General features: G+C 58.0%; 23 protein-coding genes and 1 tRNA gene. 4 read left to right on the top strand and 20 right to left on the bottom strand.

Features of this window, described 5'->3' with window-relative positions:
- Positions 1–98 precede the first annotated feature (98 nt).
- Both AC2FEB_RS18585 and guaB read right to left on the bottom strand, forming a co-directional pair.
- Positions 99–1,256 carry an RsmB/NOP family class I SAM-dependent RNA methyltransferase gene (locus AC2FEB_RS18585; protein ID WP_496676007.1) on the bottom strand — a complete coding sequence of 386 codons (1,158 nt, stop codon included), beginning with the start codon at positions 1,254–1,256 and terminating at the stop codon, positions 99–101.
- 93 nt (positions 1,257–1,349) lie between these two features.
- Positions 1,350–2,798: an IMP dehydrogenase gene (guaB, locus tag AC2FEB_RS18580; protein WP_496676010.1), complete on the bottom strand. Its 1,449-nt coding sequence runs from the start codon at positions 2,796–2,798 to the stop codon at positions 1,350–1,352.
- Between the two features lie 218 nt (positions 2,799–3,016).
- On the opposite strand from guaB, the gene AC2FEB_RS18575 reads away from it, so the two are divergent.
- A complete protein-coding gene (locus AC2FEB_RS18575; protein ID WP_496676109.1) occupies positions 3,017–5,062 on the top strand; it encodes an ASKHA domain-containing protein in 2,046 nt (681 codons plus the stop codon).
- Between the two features lie 52 nt (positions 5,063–5,114).
- Here the strand turns inward: AC2FEB_RS18575 and AC2FEB_RS18570 are convergent, their stop codons facing one another.
- The 11 genes from AC2FEB_RS18570 to AC2FEB_RS18520 all read right to left on the bottom strand — a co-directional run bounded on the left by AC2FEB_RS18570 (position 5,115) and on the right by AC2FEB_RS18520 (position 14,131).
- Positions 5,115–6,221, bottom strand: a complete 1,107-nt coding sequence (locus AC2FEB_RS18570) for an alpha-hydroxy acid oxidase (RefSeq protein WP_496884254.1) — start codon at positions 6,219–6,221, stop codon at positions 5,115–5,117.
- A complete protein-coding gene (gene comE, locus AC2FEB_RS18565) occupies positions 6,221–6,775 on the bottom strand; it encodes a sulfopyruvate decarboxylase subunit beta (protein ID WP_496676015.1) in 555 nt (184 codons plus the stop codon). The genes AC2FEB_RS18570 and comE overlap by 1 nt, the downstream gene beginning before the upstream one ends.
- Positions 6,772–7,278, bottom strand: a complete 507-nt coding sequence (gene comD, locus AC2FEB_RS18560) for a sulfopyruvate decarboxylase subunit alpha (RefSeq protein WP_117868908.1) — start codon at positions 7,276–7,278, stop codon at positions 6,772–6,774. The genes comE and comD overlap by 4 nt, the downstream gene beginning before the upstream one ends.
- 49 nt (positions 7,279–7,327) lie before the next feature.
- A complete protein-coding gene (locus AC2FEB_RS18555) occupies positions 7,328–7,738 on the bottom strand; it encodes a universal stress protein (RefSeq protein WP_496884253.1) in 411 nt (136 codons plus the stop codon).
- 23 nt (positions 7,739–7,761) lie between these two features.
- Positions 7,762–8,742 (bottom strand): zinc-dependent alcohol dehydrogenase, encoded by a 981-nt coding sequence (locus tag AC2FEB_RS18550; protein ID WP_496676018.1) that lies wholly within the window; start codon positions 8,740–8,742, stop codon positions 7,762–7,764.
- Positions 8,739–9,500 (bottom strand): SDR family NAD(P)-dependent oxidoreductase, encoded by a 762-nt coding sequence (locus tag AC2FEB_RS18545; protein WP_496676021.1) that lies wholly within the window; start codon positions 9,498–9,500, stop codon positions 8,739–8,741. Before AC2FEB_RS18545 ends, AC2FEB_RS18550 begins: the two co-directional genes overlap by 4 nt.
- On the bottom strand, positions 9,493–10,800 hold the full coding sequence (gene hisD, locus AC2FEB_RS18540; protein ID WP_117868904.1) for a histidinol dehydrogenase: 1,308 nt from the start codon (positions 10,798–10,800) through the stop codon (positions 9,493–9,495). The genes AC2FEB_RS18545 and hisD overlap by 8 nt, the downstream gene beginning before the upstream one ends.
- Before the next feature lie 12 nt (positions 10,801–10,812).
- A complete protein-coding gene (locus AC2FEB_RS18535) occupies positions 10,813–12,141 on the bottom strand; it encodes a TRAP transporter large permease (RefSeq protein WP_117868903.1) in 1,329 nt (442 codons plus the stop codon).
- Positions 12,142–12,152: 11 nt separating this feature from the next.
- A complete protein-coding gene (locus tag AC2FEB_RS18530) occupies positions 12,153–12,665 on the bottom strand; it encodes a TRAP transporter small permease (protein ID WP_117868902.1) in 513 nt (170 codons plus the stop codon).
- A 111-nt stretch (positions 12,666–12,776) separates the two neighbouring features.
- Positions 12,777–13,922: a TRAP transporter substrate-binding protein gene (locus AC2FEB_RS18525; protein WP_117868901.1), complete on the bottom strand. Its 1,146-nt coding sequence runs from the start codon at positions 13,920–13,922 to the stop codon at positions 12,777–12,779.
- Between the two features lie 23 nt (positions 13,923–13,945).
- Positions 13,946–14,131 (bottom strand): hypothetical protein, encoded by a 186-nt coding sequence (locus tag AC2FEB_RS18520; protein WP_117868900.1) that lies wholly within the window; start codon positions 14,129–14,131, stop codon positions 13,946–13,948.
- A 134-nt stretch (positions 14,132–14,265) separates the two neighbouring features.
- Between AC2FEB_RS18520 and AC2FEB_RS18515 the strand changes: the two genes are divergently transcribed.
- Entirely contained in the window at positions 14,266–15,288 is a 1,023-nt protein-coding gene (locus AC2FEB_RS18515; protein WP_117868899.1) for a LacI family DNA-binding transcriptional regulator, read from the top strand.
- Between the two features lie 136 nt (positions 15,289–15,424).
- Here AC2FEB_RS18515 and AC2FEB_RS18510 read toward each other — a convergent pair.
- The 6 genes from AC2FEB_RS18510 to AC2FEB_RS18485 form a co-directional block, all read right to left on the bottom strand.
- Positions 15,425–15,498, bottom strand: a tRNA-Gly gene (locus AC2FEB_RS18510).
- A 71-nt stretch (positions 15,499–15,569) separates the two neighbouring features.
- On the bottom strand, positions 15,570–16,397 hold the full coding sequence (locus AC2FEB_RS18505) for a polyphosphate kinase 2 family protein (protein WP_496676025.1): 828 nt from the start codon (positions 16,395–16,397) through the stop codon (positions 15,570–15,572).
- 126 nt (positions 16,398–16,523) lie between these two features.
- The gene (locus AC2FEB_RS18500; protein ID WP_299893566.1) at positions 16,524–17,585 is read right to left on the bottom strand and encodes a methyltetrahydrofolate cobalamin methyltransferase; all 1,062 of its coding nucleotides are present in this window, start codon (positions 17,583–17,585) and stop codon (positions 16,524–16,526) included.
- A gap of 9 nt (positions 17,586–17,594) precedes the next feature.
- Positions 17,595–18,521 (bottom strand): methylenetetrahydrofolate reductase, encoded by a 927-nt coding sequence (locus tag AC2FEB_RS18495; protein WP_496676027.1) that lies wholly within the window; start codon positions 18,519–18,521, stop codon positions 17,595–17,597.
- 25 nt (positions 18,522–18,546) lie between these two features.
- Positions 18,547–18,843, bottom strand: a complete 297-nt coding sequence (locus AC2FEB_RS18490; protein WP_117868895.1) for a virulence factor — start codon at positions 18,841–18,843, stop codon at positions 18,547–18,549.
- A gap of 248 nt (positions 18,844–19,091) precedes the next feature.
- Positions 19,092–20,978 (bottom strand): PhoX family protein, encoded by a 1,887-nt coding sequence (locus AC2FEB_RS18485; RefSeq protein WP_496676029.1) that lies wholly within the window; start codon positions 20,976–20,978, stop codon positions 19,092–19,094.
- Between the two features lie 180 nt (positions 20,979–21,158).
- Here AC2FEB_RS18485 and AC2FEB_RS18480 point away from each other — a divergent pair, with 180 nt between their 5' ends.
- Together AC2FEB_RS18480 and AC2FEB_RS18475 are read left to right on the top strand one after the other, a co-directional pair.
- Positions 21,159–22,271 (top strand): Ppx/GppA phosphatase family protein, encoded by a 1,113-nt coding sequence (locus tag AC2FEB_RS18480; protein ID WP_117868893.1) that lies wholly within the window; start codon positions 21,159–21,161, stop codon positions 22,269–22,271.
- On the top strand, positions 22,271–22,993 hold the full coding sequence (locus AC2FEB_RS18475) for an RlmE family RNA methyltransferase (RefSeq protein WP_117868892.1): 723 nt from the start codon (positions 22,271–22,273) through the stop codon (positions 22,991–22,993). Before AC2FEB_RS18480 ends, AC2FEB_RS18475 begins: the two co-directional genes overlap by 1 nt.
- On the opposite strand, the gene AC2FEB_RS18470 is transcribed toward AC2FEB_RS18475, so the two are convergent.
- Positions 22,990–23,181, bottom strand: a complete 192-nt coding sequence (locus AC2FEB_RS18470; RefSeq protein ID WP_299893573.1) for a hypothetical protein — start codon at positions 23,179–23,181, stop codon at positions 22,990–22,992. The genes AC2FEB_RS18475 and AC2FEB_RS18470 overlap by 4 nt on opposite strands.
- Between the last annotated feature and the right edge of the window lie 9 nt (positions 23,182–23,190).

Here is a 23,190-nt window from a genome sequence, read left to right as displayed (position 1 = left end):
GCGCAAAGTTATCGGCTATAACGGCCAAAATTAGTTAATACCCTCTTAACGGTGTTCGAAATGCGGCTATCTACCCAAGGTTGTTATTTCTCGCTAGCTTAGCGCGTCAAGTGCGACGTAAAGAACCCGTCAGATTCGTGTGTTACGTGCCACGCCTTCCGGTAGGTTTCTCTCCACCCGGAGTGGCGTTCCAGAAAATCGGCTATGATGGAACCGTTTTCGTCCATCAGAACCGAACAAGTTGCGTAAGCCAACAGGCCGCCCGGTCGCACCAAAGGCGCTATGTCAGATAAAACACGAGCCTGAATGATCGTGAGTTCCCGCAGCCGTTCCTCGGTCAACGCCCATTTCCCGGCTGGTGCCCGTCGCCAGGATCCGCTGCCAGAGCACGGAGCATCCACCAAAACCACATCAAACGGATCAAGACCCGAAAGTGCAGCGGTGTTCAGGGTGGTTATCTTTGCTCCTGCTCGCTCTGCCCGGGTCGGGATGTCTTTCATTCGGCCAGGATTCACATCATGCGCGAACACCTCAACGCCCTCGTATGCTGCCAGAGCCAGCGCCTTGCCACCGCCACCCGCGCAATAATCTAGAACACGCATTCCCGGCCGCAGATCCAGCGAGGCCACAACAGCCTGGCTTGCGGCGTCTTGAAGCTCGATCAGGCCCCGGGCATAAGCCTGGCTTTGGGCAATGCGCCGGGCCCCTTCTGTCACTTCAAGGGCAGTGCGGCAAATCTGAACCGGATGGGCGACAATACCCTCGGACTTCAAGGCTTCGATGGCATCGTTCAGATCGGTTTTATGGAAGTTGACCCGCAAATGGACGGGTGCCCGGTTCTGCAAAGACATTGCACAAGGAACCAAAGCGTCGTTCAGAGAGGCAGCAAACCGAGGCCAAAGCCACTCCGGAATGTCATATTTCTCGGCTTCGGACGCGAAATCCCGCGCCGTTTCCGTTTCCTGAACCGGCATCGGAGCGTGACGATTGCCGGTGAACAACTCGGCCAGATCACCGCCTGACGCACGCGTCGCACCGATCATCAAACCGCGTCCGGTATTGGACCCTCCCAACGCTGCGTACGAGCGCTGGCGTCGCAACGCGTCGAATACGTGATCGCGAATGGCCGCTCGATCCTTGGATCCGGCAAAGCGACTGCGCCGCGCCCAGCCTGTCAGAGCTTTTTCCACCGGTGCGCCAGACAGGATGTCATCCAGAATTTCAATCGAGGCCTGAACTCGGGCAGCGGGCGTCATCGCGAAATACCTCGGCAGAAACAGGCCTAGATGGGCCGATCCAATTGGCAGCACAGCACCCGGTCGTGGGTGCCGTGTATCTTGTTCAATGATTTACATTACCCGGTAGTTCGGGCTCTCACGTGTAATCTGTACGTCATGAACGTGGCTTTCTTTCAGACCCGCGCCCGTGATCTTCACGAAGTTGCAGTTCTTGCGCATCTCTTCAACAGTTGCGCAGCCCGTGTAACCCATCGCAGCACGCAAGCCGCCAACAAGCTGGTGGATCACGGCACTGGCAGAGCCTTTGTAGGGCACCTGCCCTTCGATGCCTTCGGGCACCAGTTTGTCATTGGCCGCGTCCTTCTGGAAATAGCGATCCGCGGATCCGCGCGCCATTGCGCCCAGACTGCCCATCCCGCGATAGGATTTGAACGAACGACCCTGATACAGGATCACCTCACCCGGGCTTTCGTCGGTGCCTGCAATCATCGACCCGACCATGGCACAGGATGCACCGGCTGCAATCGCCTTTGCAAAGTCACCCGAGAACTTGATGCCACCATCAGCAATGACCGGAACGTCACCCGCCGCTGCTGCACAATCGCCAATCGCCGTCAGCTGAGGAACACCAACGCCTGCCACCATCCGAGTGGTACAGATCGAGCCCGGACCAATACCCACCTTGATCGCGTCGGCGCCCGCATCGATCAACGCTTTGGTTGCCTCGCCGGTCGCCACGTTTCCGGCAATGATCTGAACCTCGTTCGACAGGGCTTTAACCCGCCTCACAGCGTCCAGCACGCCCTGAGAATGACCATGAGCGGTATCAACGACGATTATGTCGACACCCGAATCCACCAATTGCTCGGACCGTTCGAAACCGGCATCGCCGACCGACGTCGCGGCAGCAACCCGCAAGCGACCCAGACGGTCCTTGCACGCGGTTGGGTTCAAAACGGCCTGCTCTGTATCCTTCAGCGTCAGAAGACCAGTCAGCTTACCGCCACCATCCACAACCAGCAGCTTTTCGATCCGACGAGCCCGCATCAGGCTTTTGGCTTCTTCCAGATCGGCAGGTTCCTGCAGCATCGCCAGATTTTCCGAAGTCATCATCGCGTGCACCGGCGTATCGTCCGAATTTGCAAAGCGCATGTCGCGGTTGGTCAGAATACCCACCACGCGGCCCTGCTCGTCCACGACCGGAAAACCGGTGAAGTTATAGCGCTGCACCAGCGCGTTGGCGTCGGCCAATGTCTGGTCCACCCGCAACGTCACGGGATTATAGACAATACCGGATTCAAACCGTTTGACCCGGCGGACTTCGCGCGCCTGTTCATCCACCGAAAGGTTCTTGTGAACGACACCGATACCCCCCGCCTGTGCCATGGCAATGGCCATGCGCGCCTCGGTCACGGTGTCCATGGCCGAACTCAGCAATGGGATGTTCATGGTGATCTCGCGCGTCACACGCGTAGTGGTATCTGCCGTTGCCGGAAGCACAGAAGATGCGCCCGGAACCAGGAGAACGTCGTCAAAGGTGAGTGCCTCACGAATCTGCATTTGAATACCCCATGCAAAAGCCCGTTTGGCGGTGACCCTATTACATGGATTGAACCAAAGGGAAAGCCCTTGGGGGCAACTCTGTGGCTCTGGTTGCCGAAGCAGTCGAAGAAAACGACGCTCGTTGTGCAGATCGTGCCGCTGATAGCCCTTTCCCTTTGCGCTCAAACCCATATCTTGCCCGGAACACGCGCGAATATGAAAAAGGTATGTCACTGATGACCACCGACCCTCTTGTCGTCTTTACCCCGTCCGGCAAACGTGGGCACTTCCCCGTCGGCACCCCTATTCTGACGGCAGCCCGTCAATTGGGGGTGGATCTGGATTCGGTCTGTGGGGGCCGCGGCATCTGTTCAAAGTGCCAGATCACACCCAGCTATGGCGAATTTCCCAAGCACGGCGTCACGGTGTCCGAAGGCGCGCTGAGCGCATGGAACACGGTTGAACAGCGTTATGACGACAAGCGCGGTTTGAAACCGGGCCGCCGTCTGGGCTGTCAGGCCTCTGTTCAGGGCGACGTGGTGATCGACGTACCGCCGGAAAGCCAGGTGCATCGTCAGGTCGTTCGCAAGGCGGCCGCCGCACGCGCCATCACGATGGACCCGGCTACACGCCTTTATTTCGTTGTGGTGGAAGAGCCTGACATGCACTCGCCCACCGGCGATCTGGAACGGCTGGAGCGGGCGTTACGCGAGCAGTGGGACATCGAAGCCGTCACGGCGGACCTGACGTTGATGTCCAAACTTCAACCGGTTCTGCGCAAGGGTAAATGGGAAGTCACCGTGGCGGTTCACAAAGGTCACAAGGACAGCGTGGCGCGTATCGTCGAAATCTGGCCCGCCCTGCATGAAGGCGGGCTGTATGGTCTGGCCATCGACCTTGGCTCGACCACAATCGCCGCGCATCTGACCGATCTGGAAACCGGCGAGGTCAAGGCTTCCTCTGGCCTCATGAATCCACAGATCCGCTTTGGTGAAGACCTGATGAGCCGCGTTTCGTATTCCATGATGAACCCCGGTGGCGATCGGGAAATGACCAAGGCAGTGCGCGAGGCGATCAACGACCTGGCCACATCGATTGCCGAAGAGGCAGGCATTGACACCTCTCTGATCGTGGAAACGGTGTTCGTCTGCAACCCGGTCATGCATCACTTGCTGCTGGGGCTGGACCCGGTGGAACTGGGTCAGGCGCCGTTTGCGCTGGCAACGTCGGAAAGCATGTCGCTGCCCGCGCGCGAGATGGATCTGACAACCATGAATCCACGCGCGCAGGTCTACATCCTGCCCTGTATCGCGGGCCATGTGGGCGCAGATTGCGCGGCCGTTGCCCTGTCCGAAGAACCCGGCAAGTCCGAAGATCTGGTTCTGATCGTCGACGTGGGCACCAACGCCGAAATCCTGCTGGGCAATACCAGCCGCGTACTCGCCTGTTCTTCGCCCACCGGGCCTGCCTTCGAAGGCGCTCAGATCAGTTCTGGCCAGCGCGCTGCGCCCGGCGCAATCGAGAGAATCGAGATCGACCCTGTCACCAAGGAACCCCGGTTCCGCGTCATCGGGTCCGAGAAGTGGTCTGACGAAGATGGCTTTGATCAGGAGATCGCCACAACCGGGATCTCGGGCATCTGCGGATCCGGAATCATCGAGGCAGTGGCCGAGATGCGTATCGCTGGCCTGCTGGACGAAAGTGGTCTGATCGGATCGGCGGAACAGACCGGCACTGCCCGTTGCGTGCCTGAAGGTCGCACACACGCCTACCTGATCCACGATGCCAGCGCCGAAGGCGGCCCCCGCATCACGGTCACGCAGGGTGACATCCGTGCTATCCAGCTTGCGAAATCTGCCTTGTACGCAGGTGCACGCCTGCTGATGGACGAAATGGGCGTCGAAAAGGTGGATCGCGTGGTTCTGGCCGGTGCGTTCGGCGCGCATATCTCGACCAAACACGCCATGGTGCTGGGGATGATACCCGATGCGCCGCTGGAGAAAGTCTCGAGCGCGGGCAACGCCGCAGGTACCGGCGCGCGTATCGCGCTGTGCAATATCGGATCGCGCGCCGAGATCGAACGCGTCGTGCGCGAGATCACCAAGATCGAAACCGCCATCGAGCCGAAGTTTCAGGATCATTTCGTGGCCGCCAATGCGATCCCGCACAAGACCGACCCGTTCCCGGAACTGGCCCAGGTTGTCACACTGCCCAATCCAAGCTTCAACGCCGGCGGCGAGACCGAAGCAGGTGGCGGACGTCGTCGCAGGCGCCGCAGTTAAACCGACAGTTCAGTGACCCGTGGGAAACCTCGGGTCATTGTCCTCACCCATATCAGGCGTTGCGTCGGACCTCGTCCAGCGACGTGACGCCTAGTTGGGCCATGGCGATGCTCATTTCTTCGCTGAGTACCGACCATAGCTGCTCGAGGCCCTCTTCGCCTTCGGCCGCAATTGCAAACTGAAGGATGCGGCCGAAAAAGGTGAAGTCCGCCCCATTCGAAAGTGCCTTGAGAACGTCTTCACCAGAACGTAGCCCACTGTCGTAGAAAAGCGGAAAATCCGGACCGACGGCCTTGCGGATCTCGGGCAGAGCCGTGATCGGCGCGGGCGCACTTTCCAACTGGCGTGCACCATGGCTTGAGACCTGAATGGCGTCCACGCCTGATGACTTGAGCCTTTGCGCGTCGCCTGCATCCAATACGCCTTTGACCACCAGCTTCCCGGCCCATTGATCGCGCAGGCGGGCCAATGTCTCCCACGTGGCCTTGGCGCGACTTTCGGTCCGGTCGAAATCGTAGCCATCCATGAGGAAATTCGCCATTTCCGGCTTGCCTTTCAGCAGGACCGGCAAGGACCACCGAGGGTGCAAGGCAAAATCCATCACCTGCTTGGGACCCATTTTGAAGGGCATCTTGAACCCATGGCGCAGTTCGCGCGGGCGTCGGCCAACCTCGGGCACATCCACGGTCAAAACCAGTGTCTCGTACCCCGCTGCCTTGGCGCGATCGACAAGCTTGAACGTGCCGCTGCCATCGCCGCTGAAGTACAGCTGGAACCAGGCATGGCCTTCAGCTTCGACGATCAGATCCTCCATCGCGGTCGAGGCGACAGTCGAAACCCCGAGCGGCACTTCATGGCGTGCGGCGATGCGGGCCAGCATCAAGTCGGCACCCGGCGCGGACAAATTGCACATGCCCATCGGAGCGATACCGAACGGGCGTCTCGCGGGCCGGTCGAACAAGGAACTTGCAAGAGATCTTTCGCTAACGTCTCGCAAGATACGCGGGTGCAAGGTCATTGCATCCAAAGCGGACCGATTGCGACCGGCACCCACCTCGACCCCGGCCGCACCATCAATATAGTCGAACACCATCCACGGAAGACGCCGCCGCGCCAGGCGGCGGGCGTCCTCGGCGCTGTGGATGGCGCTTGCGCCCATCAGGCCTGAACGGCCTTCATGAATCGGTCGCGGATGACGACCGGATCCATCGTGATCGGCGGCATCTTGGCATTGCCGCTTTCGCACTTGCTGACGATGATGGTCATCTGTTTGGCATCCAGCGCCTCTTGCAGCACACGTCCGGTGTCTTCGGCGGCGCATTCGATCACGCGCTCACACCCGGCGGCCTCGGTCATCTTGGCCAGCGAGGTCTTCTGCCCCGCATAGGTCGGTTGATCCCCGGTGGAGCCGTAAGAGCCATTGTCAACAATCAGCAGGATATAGTTGTCAGCCACGTTGTTTGCGATGGTCGGCAGGGTGCCCAAATTGGTCAGAATCGAGCCATCCCCGTCGATCACGATCACCGGTTTCGGCTGCGACAGCGCCAGCCCAAGACCGATCGAGGACGCCAGCCCCATGGTGCCAAGCATGTAGAAGTTGGTTGGCTGGTCGTCGATGGCATGCAGTTCCTGGCTGGGGATGCCGATATTGCAGACCACCAGTTGAGACCGCAGGATCGGAGCGATTTCCTTCAGAATTTCAGAACGGATCATTGGTCGCCATAGCCTCCCCAGAAATTGGCGTCGGTCAGGATGGCGACCGGCTTGTTGCACATGAATGTGTATTTCAGGATCGCGTCGAGCTCCTCGACATCTGCCTGATGGTGGAAGTGGTAGGTCGGGATGTTCAACTGAGCCAACAGCGCCTTGGTGTGAACGGCCATCTCGACCTGGCAGGCAATGGGTTCGCGCAGCTCGCCCCGGTACGAGATCAGCATCGGCAGCGGCATCCGGTAATACTGGATCAGCGTCGCCAGCGTGTTGATCGTGACCCCGATCGCGGTGTTCTGCATGATGATCGCGGGTCGCTTGCCGCCCATCCACGCCCCGGCGCACAGGCCCATCCCTTCGTCTTCCTTGTTGGACGGGATGTGATAGATGCCATCACGCTCATCGATTTCCGCGATGACACCTGCCAATTGCTTGCACGGGACAGTGGTGACAAACGAGATATCGTTCGCCACCAGATCGTCGGTGATCTTTTTGTCTATGTTCATGATCCAGCTTTTGGTCCTGTTTGGGGCGCTAGACGCGCGATTGATGAATTCAGGCCCTTCGGTGCACGTGCACGGCACAGGGGGCGTGGCGGACGACGCGCGAGGCGGTCGATCCCAGGAAGTAGTCGCTCAGGTCCGGCTTGTGCGAGCCGATTACGATACAGTCGACATTGTTGCTTCTGGCGTAGTCGATGATAGAGCGCGCGGTATGGCCTTTGACAATCTCGGACGTCACCCCATCAAGCCCTTCGACTTTTTGCAGCAATTGCAAACGGGCCCGTTCGAAGCCTTCAGCGACAACGGATTTGTCCAGATAGGCGCTGACCGATCCCTGAGGCATCTCGTAGACGTGCAGCGCAATTATTTCCGCGCCCTTACCTGACAAGGCCCGCGCGATTTCCAGCGTGTGATGCGATATGCCGTGATCCAAAGCTAACGGGACCAGTATTTTTGTGTACATGAAGGTCTCCAGTTCTGTCAGTTCTATACCCAGGGCCTCAGGATAATCTTGGGTGCGGCCACAGCGCCAGATCGGATATCGCAAAACGCTTGCGCGCCGTCGGCCAGAGCGCGTTCTTCAATCCAATCCAGAGCCCCCAGCCGCCCGTCAAAGATAGCCTGAGCCGTCTGGCGAAAGTCTTTGGCGGTGTATGTGTAAGTCCCGATGAATGTGATTTCCTGCAAGGTCATCCGACGAATGTCCAGACCACCGGTATCTTCACCCAAACCAACATGCGCGATCACGCCCCCCGGCACGGCCAGGGCCGAGGCAACTGACCGCGTCACGGCATATCCCACAGCGTCTATGACCAACGGGTAAGTCCCTTTGGCTGAACCCTCCAGCGCAAAACTTTCGATTTTCGCCAAGTAGTTCCGACGCAGCTCATTTGGTTCCGCGATGGTAACATCATCGACGCCCATTGCTCGCAAGGCCAAGGCCGCCGCAAGGCCGATGGCCCCACCGCCGATCACCAATGCGCGACGGTCCATCGCTGGATGCAGAGCCGCGATCCCTAGCCGGGCAGTATGCCAGCTTACCGCCAAAGGTTCAGCCAGCGCAGCTTTGGCAAACGAAATACCTTGCGGTACTTTGACAAGATTGCTGGCAGGCATGGTGACATATTGAGCAAACGCCCCTTCACGCGGCGGCATCGAGATGATCTGGCGATCCGGGCACAGGTTTTCACGACCAGCAAGGCAGGCCGCGCATTGACCGCAGCTGACCAGCGGGTTGATTGTCACACGATCACCGGCGCGTTTCCCGTCAACAATCACACCAGCTGCCTCGTGCCCAAGGATCAGGGGCGCCGGACGACGCGCATCATGGCCCAGATAGGCGTGCATGTCCGACCCGCAGATGCCGACCGCCTCGACCCGGATAAGGTGTTCCGAAGCCCCCGGTTGGGCATCCGGCACATCACCGAACACCATCTGTTCCACACCTTGATAAACCAGCGCCTTCATTTGGCCGTGAACCCTCCATCAACCATAAGAACCTGCCCAGTGACGTAGTCGGACGCTTTTGAGCACACAAACAGAATCGGCCCATTGATGTCCTGCATCTGTCCATTGCGCCCAATGCAGGTTTGTGCGGCGTTCCGCTCTGCGCGTTCGGGGTCGTCGAATACGGCCTGCGTCAGTTCGGTGGGAAAGAACCCCGGACCAATCGCATTGGCGGTAATGCCGAAGGGCGACCATGCCTCGGCCATCGCCCGGGTCAGTTGCCCGATCCCGGCCTTGGTGGCCCCATATGCAATTCCGCCCGGAAACGCGCGCGTTGTTTGCAGCGAGGCAAAATTGACGATACGCCCCCACCCCTTCTTTTTCATCTCGGGCACCATGGCCTGACTGAGGAAAAACGGCGCACTGAGGTTCAGGGAAAGCGTGGTATCCCATCCTTCAGGAGTAACATCGTCGGCAGCCTCGCGTGTGTTGACCCCAGCCGCATGTACAATGATGTCCGGTGCTCCAAACTTCGAGTTGATCGTCTGCACCAGCTCGCCCATTCCGTCACGATCCGAAACATCGGCGATCACCGCTTCTGCGCTGTCGCCGATCTCGGCCTGCATCTGCGCCAGGGCGTCGCCGCGCCGGGCCACGCCGACAACATTCGCGCCGGCTGCGGCAAGCGTCCGCGCCACCTGCCGCCCCAGCCCCGAACTGGCGCCGGTAATACAAGCCACCCGGCCCGTCAGGTCAAACAATGCGCGCGGGTCATCCATCGGCGGTCAGGTCGAACGTTTCATCCGGGAAATACTTGGCCAGACGCACATCCGCCGCACGGGCATGACCTTCCATACCTTCCAGTCGGGAAATCCGTGCGGTGGCTTCAGCGATGGATTTCGATCCTTCACGCGTGGCCCGCTGCCAGGTGACGATCTTCATGTATTTGTGAACGCTCAAACCACCGGTATAGCTGGCCGCACCTGACGTTGGCAGAACATGGTTCGTCCCGGTTGCCTTGTCTCCGTATGAAACTGTTGTCTCTTCGCCCAAAAACAGCGAGCCATAACACGTCAAGCGATCCAGCCACCAATCCAGATCCTCGGCCTGAACCGTCAGGTGCTCTGGCGCATATTCATCGGAACAGGCGGCCATCTCTTCACGGTCGGAACAGACAATGACTTCGGCATAGTCGCGCCACGCGGCCGAGGCATTTTCCCGGTTCAGTTCTGGCAGATCGTTGATCAAAACCGGAACCAACTCCATCACTTTCTGTGCAAGGTCGCGATCGTCCGTCACCAGCCAGACGGGCGAGTTGTACCCGTGTTCGGCCTGACTGACCAAATCGGTTGCCACCACATGGGCGTCCGCGGAACTGTCGGCTAGGATCAGACTGTCGGTCGGACCCGCGATCATGTCGATACCAACCTTGCCGTAGAGAATGCGTTTGGCCTCGGCCACGAACTGGTTGCCCGGCCCCACGAGGATATTGGCGCGCGGCAGTCCGAAAAGGCCATAGGTCATGGCGGCCACGCCCTGTACACCGCCCATGGCCAGAATGCTGTCGGCTCCGCAAATATGCGCGGCATAGACAATAGCAGGCGCAACACCCTCGCCCGGTCGCGGAGGAGAACAGGCGGTGATATGACGGCACCCAGCGACCTTGGCCGTTGTCACTGTCATAATAGCGCTGGCGATATGGCTGTATCGCCCACCGGGAACGTAGCATCCTGCCGCATCCACCGGGATCGCCTTTTGCCCCGCAACGAAACCGGGAACGATCTCCATCTGTACGTCCGACACGGTTGCTTTCTGCGTTTCCGCAAAGCGCCGAACGTTGTCATGGGCAAACCGGATATCGGCCTTCAGCTTTTCGGGCACCAGCGCGATGGCTGCATCAATCTCGTCCTGCGTCATCAGGACATTTCCTTCGAACTTGTCGAACTTGACGGCATATTCCAGCGCCTTGGCATCGCCACCGGCCTCGATATCGGCAAGGATGGTCTTGACCGTATCATGCACCTCCGAGGCATGTGATTGAGCGGTTAAAGTCGCCTTTTTCAAATATTCACGAGGCATGTTCAGCAGGTCCTATTGGTAGATTTCAGGAAGCAAGGTAGTCGACACAGCAGGCACGTAGGCGATCAGGATCACCACGATGAGCATGGTCAATACGAAAGGAACGGCCCGCGCGGCAATCTTCAGAATGGACTCACCGGTAATGCCAGATACGACGAACAGGTTCAGACCCAATGGCGGCGTGATAAAGCCCACTCCCAGCGCGGTGATCATCATGATGCAGAACTGGATTTCATTCATGCCGATATTGTCGGCCAGCGGTTTCAGGATCGGTGCCAGGATCACGATGTTCGGCGTTGTCTCCATCACACAGCCCGCTGCGATCAGGATACCGATCATCAACAGGATCAGAAGATACGGATCGTCAGTCATTGATGTCACAGATGCCACGAACCCTTGAGGAACACCCATAATCGCCAGAGCCTCGGCCAGTGGGGCCGAAAAGGCGATGATGGGCAGGATTACCCCGTTCACCTTGGCCGAACTGACCAGCATCGAAGGAAAGTCTGCCAGTGACAGAGTGCGCAGGATGAAGCCCATGACTATGGTGACAACAACGGCCGTTGCGCCCGCCTCGGTCGGCGTCAGGCGACCCGAAAAAATGCCGTAGAAGATGATCCCCGGCACGATGAATGCGTACCAGCCCGACTTTAGCGCCTTGCCCAGATTGGACAGCCATTCACCCATCGTCATCACGCCGCCGCCCTCGTAGGCATAAAGGCGGTTCATGATGATGTTGGTGATCAAGATAGACACCAAGATGGCCAGACCCGGGATCAATGCCGCCAGAAAGAGGGTCGAGGCAGATATACCCAGCACAAGCCCGATGATGATATAGGCGATCGATGGTGGGATCAGGATGCCGGTACAGGCCCCCGCCGCGACCAGAGCACAGGCGTAGGGGCGCGGATACCCGCTTTCCACCAATCGATTGATTGTCATCCGACCAACCGCCGCCGCCCCGGCAGCATCCGACCCTGAAATCGCGGCAAACATACCACAGACCAGAACCGTTGCCGAACCGAACCCGCCTTTGGCGAAGCACGTCAGCGCCTCGGCAACATCAAGGAATTTGCGCGACAGACCGGTCCGCACCAAAACGTCCCCGGTCAGGATGAACAATGGCACAGCCGTAAGGGCAAATGCGTCGATACCTGTGAACAGGCTTTCTCCGACCAGGCTGAGCGGCAGGTCCCCGGACATGACCAGCATCACGATCGCGGCTGTTCCAATGGCGGCCCAAACCGGCACGGCCAAGGCGATCAGACCAACGAACAGGATGACTGGCAGGTAAAAATCCCAGCCCAGTTCAACGGTTTGATTGAGGGAGTTCCAAAGCATCCGTGTTCTCCTCAGTCAAACAGCTTGTCGCCTTCGAAGACGGGGGTGCCGTCACGAAGAGATTTCAGGTCACGCAGGAAGGATTGGATCAGCCGCCATATCATCAGGGCAAACCCAGTGGGCACGGCCATAAGGAACCAGACTTTCGATACCCGAAGCCCATCCGTGACCGAACCGAATTTGGCCGAAACATGAACCGCCTCATACGACCAGTACAGCGCGATGATGGCCACGCCGAACATCACGAGATCGCCGAATATATAGAGCAGCGCTTTGGGGCGCGGCCCGATGTAGTGCATGATTACATCGATCCGGATATGGGCCCGTTCTTTCACCGCAGCCGCGGCACCAATCCAGGCGAGGTAGATGAAGGAATACCGAACGATTTCCTCGCCCCAGATCGACGAATAGGCAAAAATCTCGCGCCGCAACACCTCGATGGCCATGGTGATAACCAGCATCACGTAGAACACCAGCAGCAACCAGCGCTCTGCGTTCCGGTCTATGTTTTGAAGAATGGTCATCTGATCCTCCGGCGAAAGGACAGCCACGCCCGCGCCTGTCGTGGCGGGTTGTTGTCGGGCTGACTGCAAGAAAAGGTCGTGGACGCCCGTCAGGCGTCCACCGGTTTGGCTTTAGGCGTCGTGGACGTAGTATTTGCCCTGAGTGCCGGCCGCTTCGACAAGTTTCTCGAAGTTGTCCATCGATCCGGCCAGTTCCGTCTTGAACGGATCCCAGTCGGCGTTCTGATACCCGCCTGCATCCTGCCATTCCGCCAGTTGATCGTCACTCAGCGAGTGGAACTGCACCCCTGCCTTGTTCAGCTCGGCCATCGCATAAGCCCGAGCCGACGGAACCTTGGACAGGTTCTGATGGCTGGTCATTTCCGACCCCCACATGATGCCTTCCTGTACATCGGCGGGCATCGAGTTGAACCATTCCAGGTTACAGGAATAAACTTGGCTATCCGGGACCGCCTGAGTGAAGGTGACATGGCTGAGGATATCCTTGAAACCAAAGACATAGAGCGCGCCAACCGATGGATCGAGCGCGTCCGCAACGCCCTGCTTGATGGCCGACGGGGTCTCGCCCCAGGCTACGGGCGTCGGGTTGGCACCGACCATGCGATAGTACTGTTGCAGCATCTTCGATCCCGGCACGCGGAACTTGATCCCGCTCATATCACCGGGAGTGAGCACTGCATTGCCGCCCTGACGAACCGCAACGACGCGCGGGTCGATGTTTACATAGAACAGAGCCTTGAATCCTGCGGCCTCGACCTTGGGGTGAACCTCTTTTTTCCACGTGTCAGAATGAACAAGGTTGGTAAAACGCTGGTTCGAGCCGCACAGGTACGGCATGTTGATCAGGTCGACTGTCGACGCGAATGGCGCAAAGTTTGACAGCGAATGCTGCGCTGCTTGAATGGTGCCGCCCTGCACCTTCTGGACCAGTGCGCCACCCGCACCAAGCTGACCGCCGGGGGCCAGTTTGACATAGACCTTTCCGTTTGTGGCGTTCTGAATGTTCTCCTTCAGATCCAGCTGCATGATCGGATAGCTGCGCGACGCGCCAAGCACATAGGCCGTGGCCACCGTCATCACGTGGTCTGCGGCCTTCTCTCGCTCGCTCTCTTCCTTCGCGGTCTGCGCGGCAGCCTCAGAAGACCACAAAACGCCCCCTGCCCCGGCGACTAATGCGGCCGTGAATGCGCCACTGGCGCTCAGTTTTAGAAAATTGCGGCGCTCGGCCGATGCAAGTTCGGTCTTGTCGGTTTTCATCAATTGCCCTCCCAAGCAAAAGTTCAGCTGCCGTCTTTTGCGTTCCGGTCAGCTTCCTTTTTCAGAATTGCGACAACGAACAAGATCGAGGCCGCGAACAGAACCAACATCTCTCCAACGTCACCAAGAAACGCACTGTTCGCAAAAGCACCCAAAGCGACATTTGCGAAATAGATCGCAAAAACAATGACTGATGCAGCGAGATACATTTCCGGGACCCCCTTCAGAATCGGCTCAATTGTCTTTGTAAGCGCTTACATCAAAAATGCAAGCGCTTACATAAGCGCTTTCATCCTTGGAGAAATGCGACTAACTTAGGCGAACCGAAATTGAGAGTTCGAGAATGTCAAAACATCGGTCCGCACCGACGCTGGATGACGTTGCCAAGGCAGCAGGCGTTTCAACTGCCACCGTGTCGCGGTGCCTGAACACCCCGCAACAGGTTGTCGAGGCAACGCGAAAACGTGTTTTATCTGCCGTAGATTCCCTGGGCTACACGCCGAACTTTGCAGCGCGTGTGATGGCCGCTCGGCGTTCTTTCACTATTGGCGCTATCATCCCGACAATGGAAAACGCAATCTTTGCAAGGGGTTTGCAGGCGTTTCAAGAGGAAATCCACAAACAGGGCTACACCTTGCTGGTCTCCAGCTCAGCCTACCAGCCGGCCGCAGAAGAAGATCAGATCCGAACACTGGTTGCCCGGGGTGCTGACGGGCTTCTGCTGATCGGGCACGACCGTGACCAGCAAATCTACGACTATCTCGAACGGCAGAAAGTGCCGGCCCTGGTTGCGTGGTCCTTCCTGCCGGACAAACCCATACCTTCGATTGGATTTGACAACAGACGGGCAATGGAGGCTTTGGCGAGCAGGATCATCGAATTGGGCCACACGCGTCTGGCGACGATTTCCGGCATCAGCAAGGGAAATGATCGTGCGCGCTTGCGGATCCAAGGTATAAAAGACGCGATGTCCCAACATGGCCTGTCGCAAGACGATCTGGTCGTGACCGAAACCTCCTACGAGATTGAAAATGGTGCCGAGGCATTCAAGCACCTCATGTCGAGCGACCGCCCGCCATCCGCGGTTTTGTGCGGCAACGACGTTCTGGCAGTCGGCGCGGTACGGCAAGCTCAGCAGATGGGACTTCGGGTGCCCGAAGATGTCTCCATCACCGGATTTGATGATATCGAGCTTGCGCGCATCGTCGCCCCTGCACTGACAACTGTTCATGTCCCTCATCGTGAAATGGGACGCAAGGCTGCTTTGGCGTTGATACAGATGATCGAATCCAACTCACCCGGCACATCCGTCGAACTGCCAACCCACATCGTAGGCAGAGAGTCTCTGCTTGGCCTCAACAGGTAACGCCGGCTTTGTCATTCCGTTGAACAGGACCATCGAAATACGCGCTATCTTAAAGATACTGAGATCCGCGAAGGCGGCGATGAGGACGCAAAGCGTCTGCTTTTTGACTAATTAACAACGTCTTACAGATTGTTGCTGGAGCGGGTAGCGGGAATCGAACCCGCGCGTTCAGCTTGGGAAGCTGACAGGCTACCATTACATCATACCCGCCGCGCCAACTGGAATAACATCGGAGCATCCGAACGATCAAGTCAGATCGTCGTCCACCTTCATCAAGGGTTTTACTCGGTTCGCGCCCGCAGGCTGTCGATCAGGGACTGGTCTACATCCAAGGCGGCGCCCGCCGCCTCCAAAGTTCGGCGATCGAGATGCTGGGGGTTCAGATCAACCCCTTGTGAAAACGCTTCAACAATGGCCTTCATGGCTGTGATCCGCGCATATTTCTTGTTGTTGGATGGGATCACGTGCCAAGGGGCTATTTCTGTCGACGTCCGTGCCAGCATTTCGTCAACGGCCACTTCCGCGACATCCCATTTTTCACGGTTTCTGAAATCTTCGTAAGTCAGCTTCCAACGTTTCATCGGGTTTGTCAGACGTTCGGTAAAACGGCGCATCTGCTCTTCTTGTGAAATGTGGAAGAACAGTTTTACAATCCTGGTCCCGTCATCAACCAGCATTCGTTCGAAATCATTGATTTCCTGATACGCGGCCCGCCAGCGCGTTTCCGGGGTCAGTTTTTCAATTCGCTCCACCAGAACCCGACCATACCAGCTGCGGTCGAAAGCGGAAATCGCACCGGACGGCGGCAGGCGTTCCCAGAACCGCAGCAGATAATGCCGGTTGAGGTAGTAGTTTCGGGGCGCGCCGATGGGCCAAACCTTGAAGCTGCGCGGGTCCAAAGCCTGACTGATCCGGCGAATGGTTCCCCCTTTTCCGGCAGCGTCCCAGCCTTCGAACACCAACACGCCCTTGATCCCGTGAAACAGATAGGCTTGCTGAATTCTGGCCAACCTTGTCTGCAATTCGATCCGCTGATCGAAATAGTTCCTTTTATTCAGCCTTTTGTTCAGATCTGCATCTGAGAGCTTTGGGGGATGATGTTTCCTCATGCTGGCACCTGATCGTTGCATCCTGGATCAGGGTATTCTGAAACCTTGGGGCAAATCGGCATTGATCAGGGTCAAATGCAAAAGGCCGGGCACAGGGCCCGGCCTTTGCAGTCTGTTCCGCCTCAATCAGGCGCGGCGGCGGCGGCCACCGCCGCGACGACCACCTGCGGGGCCTGCGGCACCCGCCTCGTCCGGCGCTTTGTTGAACTTGATCCACTCACCGCCATGGGGGTCATTATTGGTCAGCAGGTTGGCGGCGCGAATGGCCTCCATTTCCTTACCCGCGCGCGGCTTGGTCGAACCCAGGCCGAACAACTGACAGAAGGTTTCATCATCCATGTCCGCAGGCAGAATGACACCCTTGGCTTCAATCTCGGCCTTTTTCTCAGCGATCTTCTTGGGCCCTACAGGCAAGGCAACAGGGTTCATGATTGCCGAGGTCATACCAGCGCCCATCGCCATTGGAAGGAAAGCGTTATTGATGCCGTGGCGGTTCGGCAGGCCGAACGACACGTTGGACGCACCACAGGTAGTGTTTACGCCCAGCTCTTCGCGCAAGCGACGGACCAGCGCGAACACCTGCAGACCAGCAGTTGCCATCGCACCGATGGGCATGACCAGCGGGTCGACCACGATGTCATGCGCGGGAATGCCGAAATCAGCCGCGCGCTCGACAATCTTCTTGGCCACTTCGAAACGCACATCGGGATCTTCCGAGATACCGGTGTCATCGTTCGAGATCGCAACAACCGGGACGTTGTATTTCTTGACCAGCGGCAGAACCAGCTCCAGACGCTCTTCTTCGCCGGTGACCGAGTTCAGCAGCGGACGGCCCTCGGCCGCCGCCAGACCCGCTTCCAGCGCACCTGGAACCGACGAGTCGATGCACAGCGGTACTTCGACCAGCCCCTGAACCAGTTCGACAATCTTGCGCATCAGCGGCGGCTCGGTCTCGTTCGGATTGGGGTTCGAGTTATAGACAACGCCCGCATTGATATCCAGAACGGTTGCTCCCGCAGCTACCTGCGCCAGCGCGTCTTTCTCGACGGTCGAGAAATCGCCCGCTTCCAGCTCGGCGGCCAGTTTCTTGCGGCCAGTCGGGTTGATCCGCTCACCGATCACGCAGAACGGTTCGTCAAAGCCCAGGACGGCTGTTTTTGTTTTTGATTCTACGACTGTACGCGTCATGTCCGTTCCTTAGGAGTTTACAGGCTGTGCAGAGGCACCGCCGTTATTTATGGCCCAGTTGGCGTTGGTCTTGATGCCGCCAAGTGGGAAGAAGTGTACGTTGGTGATGTTGAAATCCGGGTTGGCCGCTTTGTGGTTGGCAAGTTCGGTCACAACATCGGTCGGCTCATAAGGCAGCAGCAGCTTCGACACGTCCATGGCGCGCTTTTGCAGAACCTTCAAAGATGGGCCAACACCGCACGCGATGGCGAACTTGATCAGAGTCTGCAGCTTGGCCGGACCGGCGATACCGATATGGATCGGCAGATCAATTCCGGATTCTTTCAGGCTGTCGGCCCAGGCGATGATCGGCTTGGCGTCAAATGCGAACTGGGTGGCCAGCGCCATTTCGGCGTCCGTGGTCTCGTTGAACTTCTGTTTCCAGCGCAACGCGTCATCGACGTTTCTGGTCGAGCCGTCCGGGTCAATGTCCTTGTTACCTTCGGGGTGACCGGCCACGTGCAGGCGCTTGAATCCCGCCTTGTCGAACAGACCGGTTTCCAGCAACTGCATCGAACTGTCGAAATCGCCGTGCGGATTGGCAACACCACCGGCCAGCAACAACGCCTGTTCGACACCTGCTTCGCCCTGGTACATGGCGATCCAGTTTTCCAGGGTGGCCGCGTCTTTGATTATCCGCGCCGGAAAGTGCGGCATCACCGGATACCCCTCGGCCGCGATCCGCTTGGCGGTCTTGACCATATCCTCGATCGGAGTGCCCTCGATATGGGCGATGTACACGCGTGTTCCCTCGGGCAGCAGCGGGCGGAAATCCTCGACCTTTTCGGCGGTGCGCGGCATCACCTCGATCGAATAGCCCTGCAAAAAGGCTTCTACGGTCGGATTTACTGGGCCGTTTTCGACCACATCACGTTTCTTGAAGTTCAGCAAAGCCATTTCGGCCTCCCATAAAGTCTGGGGCTCATGCCCAACCGTCATTGGCGATCAACGCTTTGACGCGGTCCTGATCGTATTCCGTTTCCAGACGCACAGCTTCGGCTTCGGCAATCTCGGCAGGATCGCCTTCGACCGCGAAAGGTTCGGCTTTGCGCCATTCGGCCAGATAGGCATCACTGTCCTTGGCGTTCACCTTCATCGCGGCACGGTCGATGGCTTGTTCAAACCGTTCTTCCAACTGCCGCTTTGCGCCACGACGGCCTTTGCCGACGATGACCTGAGCGGGAATGTCGCGCCAATACACGATGGTGACGTCAGGCATTGCTGTGATTCCTCCTAACCCGATGGGCCGGTTCTAAACTTCAATGTAGGCTTGGGTCGGTCGATTTTCGACACACGGCGCTTTCCAAACGACGTTTTGCGCCTACTGTAGGGTACGTGGCTTTTACCCAGTTTTCCGGAAAACGCGCATATCATAATTCTCATCGTCACTATGAAAGTGCTGCATGAAAAAGAAAAACCCCGGACGGAAGAAACCGTCCGAGGCATGAATTGATGGGCCAAATGGCTTTAACCGACTAGACCGCCATCCTCGCGAGTAATGGCGATAATGGCCGAACGCGGCACCGAGTCAGCGCCTTCAGGCCAGTGGCTGTTGCCGTCTTCGCCCGGGTGCTGAATGCCGACAAACATTGTGCGGCGATCTGGAGACCAGCTGAGACCGGTGACCTCGCACTCATTCGGGCCAACCAGAAAGCGGCGAATTTCGCCCGTGACAGGGTCACCTGCCAGCATCTGGTTATTGCCCTGACCGGCGAAATCCCCTTCGTTTCCATAGTTTCCGTCGGTTTGAATCCAGAGCAAACCATTGGTGTCGAATTTCAATCCGTCGGGTGAATTGAACATGTTGTCGGCGTTCACGTTCTCGGATCCGGCATAGGCATTTTCATGCACGGTGGGATTGCCTGCCAGCACGTACAGATCCCAGCCGAAGCCGGCAGCGGTATGATCACCACCGTCCGGTCGCCAACGCACGATCTGACCGTAATTGTTCTTGTCCCGCGGGTTCGGGCCGTTGGCCGAGGTATCGTCGCCCCCTGCATTCGGTTTGACACCACGGTTCTTGTTGTTGGTCAGACAGCAAAAGACTTCGGGTGCATTCGGGTTTGATGCCACCCATTCCGGGCGGTCCATTGTCGTGCCACCAACGGCCGAAGCGGCTTGACGCGTGTGGATGCAAACCTCGGCCTGCGATGCAAGCCCGCTGGTTTCAGGTGTCAGATCGATCCACTCACCGGTGCCGTCATCGTTGAACTTGGCGACCGAAAGCGTTCCATTCTCAAGCAGCGCATTCGTGTCCACCCCGGCTGCGTAAACGCCATCGGAAACGAAGCGGTACAGGAATTCTCCGCGTTCATCATCGCCCATGTAGACCACGACGCGACCATCGTTGTTGACCACGGTTTCCGCGTTCTCGTGCTTGAAGCGCCCAAGCGCTGTCAGCTTGCGCGGTGTCGATGTCGGGTCGGTCGGGTCAATCTCGACGACATATCCGGCACGGTTTGGTTCATTGGGGTTTTTGGACACGTCGAAACGGTCGTCGATCTTGGCCCAGCCGTAGCCCCAATCGCTTGCCGATACTCCATAGCGTTTCAGTTCAGGGCTGGTTTCGTGGTTTTCATCCTCAGCCGAGAAGTAACCATTGAAGTTCTCTTCACAGGCCATATACGTGCCCCACGGTGTCATGCCATTTCCGCAATTGTTCCATGTTCCCTTGCACGTCATGCCGGACGGATCGGCGGCGGTCTTCATAAGGTCGTGACCCGCGGCCGGACCGGTGATGGTCATCTCGGTCTGCGGTGTAACACGGCGGTTATACGGGCTGTCCTTTACGATACCCCATTTTCCATCTCTGTTGGCAATTTCCACAATGGTAACGCCATGGGCCATCATGCCTTTGGCAACGTCGTCATCGGATGCTGCCTTGGCGTCCGGATTGTTGCCCCAAAGAATGTCGCGGTTGGTATACTCGTTGTTCACCACCAGCAGAACATGACCGTCGTGGTAAAACACATCCTGGCCATCCGTGTTGTCACCAAATGCGCGTTCCTGACTGGCTGCCGTGCCTCGGGTGGCATGATTGAATTCAGGCACATCCGACCACAGCGGATCACCCCAGCGCACTATGACCTCGGCTTTGTAACCCGAAGGCACAATCACTTCGTCGGCCGTCGAAACCGGAATCGCCTCGAACGAGAAACGATCTGCCGCAGCGCGCGCAGTAGTCGGCAGAATCGAGCCGCCAACAGCAGCGAAACTGCCCATCGCCAGGACGCCACCCATGAATCCGCGACGCGACAACGCGCGCTCGACAACGCGGTCAAAGTCACATTCTTCAGGTCGCGGGCTTATGATTTCATCGTATTCATCAAAGGAAAGGGTGTGATCGTCTTTCATGTTAATCTCCATATCTGGCTGTAAGCTCGAAAAGAATCCTGCTGAGGGTTCCATGAATGCCCATCGCACCTGAGTATGAACGGCATGTGACACGCACGTTAATTTCAAAATTGAAATCACTTGCACGTCGGCAATCCCCCGCCTAGGGTCGGGGTAACTCGAAAATCGGAGGGCGTAACGATGGCGCCCAAGCGTCCCAAAGGTGCGGGCGCGTTCCCGAAAGCGGTCGAAAGCCCCGCGCCGGCAAGACCCGATCCGGATGCTCTTTATGCGGCACTGGATTTGGGTACAAATAGTTGCCGCATGTTGATCGCCCAGCCCAAGGGCAGTGGGTTCCATGTGGTAGACAGCTTCTCCAAATCCGTGCAATTGGGCGCGGGTCTGGAACGCACCGGACGGCTGTCGCGGGCGTCTATGTCGCGTACCGTTCAGGCTTTGCGAATCTGCCAGCAAAAGCTGAAACGCAACAAAGTCAGACGGATGCGTCTGATCGCGACCGAGGCGTGCCGCCGCGCCAAGAACTCGCGCGAATTCATCCGGCAGGTGAAGCGCGAAACCGGCCTTACGCTTGAGATAATTCAGCCCGAGGAAGAAGCCCGTCTGGCAGTGATTTCCTGTGCCCCGCTGGTTTCAACCAAGACCGAGCAGTTGCTGGTCGTCGATATAGGAGGTGGCTCGACCGAATTGGTCTGGATAGACATCTCGTCCGTTCCGCGTCGCGACCGGCCAGCAGCAATCATGCGGCTGCACCACGGGTTTCACCCTGCCGACAGCCCCTTTCCGGCAGCAAAGGTCGTTGATTGGATCAGTGTGCCGCTGGGAGTTGCCACGCTGCGGGACCAGTTCAATGATGTCGAGAATGACGCCGCCCGTTTTGCGTTGATGAGTTGGTTTTTCGAGGAAAACCTTGCCGATTTTGCACCCTATAAGGACGAACAGGCGCGCGTAGGGTTTCAGATCGTCGGCACCAGCGGCACGGTCACTACTGTTGCGGCCTCTCATCTGGGCCTCAAGCGATATGACCGGACCAAAGTGGACGGGCTGCGCATGACCAGCGATCAGATTGACAAAGTCATACGCGGGTATTTAGAACTCGGCCCTCATGGGCGGCGCCGGGACCCTCGAATTGGTGAAGACCGGCAAGCCCTGATCATGTCCGGTTCGGCCATATTGCAGGCTTTGCTCCGTTGCTGGCCCACTGACCGCCTTTCGGTGGCGGACCGGGGGCTGCGCGAGGGTTTGCTGTATGCGCAGATGAGCGCGGACGGTGTATTGGAAGACGGACCGTTCTGATGGCGAAGACACCAAGTGGAAAAAACAACTCGGGCCGCGGGCAGCGCGACCTGAAGGTGAAGGTCAAAACTGCACGTGGGCGAAAGCTCAGCTCGACCCGTTGGCTCGAACGGCAGTTGAACGATCCTTATGTAAAACGCGCTCAGGCCGATGGATATCGTGGGCGAGCGGCATATAAAATTCTGGAACTGGACGACAAATTCCGCTTTCTGGTGCCCGGCGCGCGCGTGGTGGATTTGGGTTGCGCGCCTGGTGGCTGGTGTCAGGTTGCCGTCAAGCGGGTGAACGCGCTGGGCGAGAAATCAGGCAAACGGGTCGGATCGGTGCTGGGCATTGACCTGCAAGAGGTCGAACCGGTCGCCGGCGCCGAAATCCATGTTCTGGACTTCATGGAAGATGACGCCGACCAGAAGGTCAAAGACTGGCTGGACGGCAAGGCAGACGTAGTGATGTCGGACATGGCTGCGGCATCATCTGGTCACAAACAGACCGATCACCTGCGAATCATGGCGCTGTGTGAAGCGGCAGCTTATTTCGCGTTTGACGTTCTGGAAGAAGGCGGAACCTTCGTAGCCAAGGTTCTCGCCGGTGGTGCCGAAGGCGATCTGCAAAAACTGCTGAAGCAGAAGTTTCAGAAAGTTGCCAACGTCAAACCGCCTGCGTCACGCTCGGACAGTTCGGAAAAATTCGTTGTTGCAACAGGGTTTCGCGGCGATTCTTAATCATCCAACCGAATGCGATTTCCGCTCAGGCGTTGTTCGCGCAACGACGTGGCCGCCATGCCCTGCAACATCAATGTGTCACCATGGGTCAGGTATACAGGTTCGCGGCTGCGCAACTCTTCAATACGTTGCGCCAACGAAATAGATCGTACATCCGTTTTTCTCTGCTTTAACACTTCAATAGACATCCATCACCT

Source organism: Ruegeria sp. YTSC106, from assembly GCF_059609765.1.
Note: the sequence above shows the minus strand (reverse complement) of the source record. Positions and strands in the feature narration are given on the sequence as shown.